This window comes from Bacillus cereus group sp. N12, assembly GCF_016483575.1.
In the GTDB taxonomy this organism is placed as follows: Bacteria; Bacillota; Bacilli; order Bacillales; family Bacillaceae_G; genus Bacillus_A; species Bacillus_A toyonensis.
Genome location: NZ_JAEHBO010000169.1, coordinates 1 through 2528 on the forward strand (window position 1 = coordinate 1; position 2528 = coordinate 2528).

Genomic DNA, 2528 nt, shown 5'->3' on the forward strand with positions numbered 1-2528 from the left:
GATGTTATATTAGGGAATGTTGTTGGACCAGGGGGTAATATTGCAAGATTATCTGTTTTAGAAGCAGGACTTAGTTATCATATTCCTGGTGTAACGATTGATCGGCAATGTGGTGCTGGTTTAGAAGCGATTCGTACCGCGTGTCATCTCATTCAAGGTGGGGCAGGTAAGTGCTATATCGCCGGGGGAGTAGAGAGTACAAGTACGTCACCTTTTCAAAATAGAGCGCGATTTTCACCTGAAACAATAGGTGATCCTGATATGGGAGTAGCGGCTGAATTTGTTGCAGAGCGTTATAACATAACGAGAGAAATGCAAGATGAGTACGCTTGCTTAAGTAATAAGCGGACGCTACAAGCATTAGAAAATGGATATATACAAGATGAAGTATTGTCACTTAATGGATTACTAGATGAAGTAATAAAGCGAGAAATGCAGTATGAAAGAATGATTAAGAGAACAAAACCTGCATTTTTACAAAATGGAACGGTGACGGCAGGGAATTCGTGTGGTGTAAATGATGGGGCGTGTGCTGTACTTGTAATGGAAGAGGGGCAAGCTCGAAAATTAGGATATAAGCCAGTTCTTCGTTTCGTTCGCAGTGCTGTAGTTGGAGTGGATCCAAACCTCCCGGGAACTGGTCCGATATTTGCTGTGCAAAAACTACTTAGAGAAATGAATTTAGCAATAGAAGATATTGATTGTATTGAGATGAATGAAGCGTTCGCTTCGAAAATTGTTGCTTGTGCAAAGGAATTACAAATTCCATATGAGAAGCTCAATGTGAATGGTGGTGCAATTGCGCTCGGGCATCCGTACGGTGCATCTGGCGCTATGCTTGTGACACGTTTGTTTTATCAGGCAAAAAGAGATTCTATGAAATATGGAATGGCGACATTAGGAATTGGGGGCGGAATAGGACTTGCTCTATTATTTGAGAAAGTAGAAGACTAGCAAGATAACTAGTTTTCTACTTTTTGAGGAATATAGGCATTGCTACCAGGTTTTACTTTTATTTCGTTCCAAGCAGCGATAACGTCAGCTTTTGATTTTCCTTTGTTATTTGGATCTTCAAAAAAATCGCGAGTAAAACGATTGTATTCAAACTGTGTACCAATAGTTGTTTTATACGTAGGGTCTTTTTTACGTTCGTTTTCCTCATACCAAAACGTTATAGCGTCTTCATATGTTTTTCCGATATTTTCTTTAAAAAACTTTTGAAGAGCTACTGTAAAGCGGAAGTTTTCTCCAATTTTTTCTTTAAAAAAAGCACGTACATCTTCGCTACATCGATGATTTTCAGTGATAATCGTTTGCAGGGAAAGATCTTTATTGGATAGGGAAGCTTTACTCACCTTTTGATGAGAACTGTTTTTTAATACTTTACCTGTAGTTAAATAATGTGAGATACGACCGCTTATTTCGATCTTAGAGCCACTAGCTGGTAAATCATACTCACGACAAAATATTTGTAGTTCAGCTTTCAACCAATAATAGTTTTGGAAATCTTCAAGAGATATAGACTTTGTTAAAGGTGGACGCATGAATGTAACAACTTCTTTCTTCCATAATTTTCTTTAATTATAAAACGTACGTTCTTTTTGTGGAAGGATTAATTTGTAAATGTAATAGGAAGAGGAGATTACATATGGAAAATGTAATGCAAGTTCGTGTTACTGGAATTTTAATTGAAAGCGAAAAGGTATTGCTAGTAAAGCAAAAAGTTGCTAATCGGGATTGGTCTTTACCTGGGGGAAGGGTAGAGAATGGTGAAACGTTAGAAGAAGCGATGATTCGAGAAATGAAAGAAGAAACGGGATTAGATGTTAAGGTTAAGAATTTATTGTATGTTTGTGATAAACCAGATGCTCTCCCGTCTTTATTACATATTACATTTCTGCTTGAAAGGATGGAAGGTGAAATCACTTTACCTTCTAACGAGTTTGATCATAATCCAATTCAGGATGTACAAATGGTGCGAATAGAAGAATTAAGTAGTTATGGTTTCTCTGAGAAATTTACTAAACTTGCATCTGAAAAATTTCTGAATGCAGGAAGTTACCAAGGTTTAAAACAAAATATTGGCTTGTAAATATAAACTACTTTGAATATTGCTTTTTTCGGTAAATCGATATTTCTTGTCGAATCGTCGATATATGGTAAGTTATGATTGATAAAGTCAAAATGTCGTTCCTGAAATTTCATTTATCGTATTACTATGTATGAAGCAAAAAATAAGGAGATGTCCCTAGTTTGAAATTTCGCTAGACGACATCTCCTTAAGAAATGTTTTACACTGCAGATTGTAAAGAAGAAATAAGCTGATGTAAAAACTCATCACCGCTCATAATCGCTTTCCCACCACCGCGAGCGCTCTTTTTATTTCCGCCACCTTTTCCTTCAATTGCAGGAAGTTCATCTTTTAAAAGAGCATTCATATCGAGCGTTACTGTTTTTCCACAAGCGAGGATGCATTGTAGTTTGTCATCATTTTCAATGACGAAATATGTAATTGCATGCTCTTGTTG

4 protein-coding genes are annotated in these 2528 nt (G+C 36.7%); 2 read left to right on the forward strand and 2 right to left on the reverse strand.

Going from position 1 to position 2528, the window contains the following annotated elements:
• Window positions 1-954: acetyl-CoA C-acyltransferase (locus JDS92_RS29885; RefSeq protein WP_199633025.1), on the forward strand; the 954-nt coding region annotated here is incomplete at its 5' end.
• 8 nt (window positions 955-962) lie between these two features.
• Here the strand turns inward: JDS92_RS29885 and JDS92_RS29890 are convergent.
• On the reverse strand, window positions 963-1544 hold the full coding sequence (locus JDS92_RS29890; RefSeq protein WP_001247736.1) for a DUF6434 domain-containing protein: 582 nt from the start codon (window positions 1542-1544) through the stop codon (window positions 963-965).
• Window positions 1545-1648: 104 nt separating this feature from the next.
• On the opposite strand from JDS92_RS29890, the gene JDS92_RS29895 reads away from it, so the two are divergent.
• Window positions 1649-2092, forward strand: coding sequence for an NUDIX hydrolase (locus tag JDS92_RS29895; RefSeq protein ID WP_000432590.1), 444 nt, complete (start codon window positions 1649-1651; stop codon window positions 2090-2092).
• Between the two features lie 199 nt (window positions 2093-2291).
• Here the strand turns inward: JDS92_RS29895 and JDS92_RS29900 are convergent.
• Window positions 2292-2528: DHH family phosphoesterase (locus tag JDS92_RS29900; RefSeq protein WP_242476056.1), on the reverse strand; the 237-nt coding region annotated here is incomplete at its 5' end.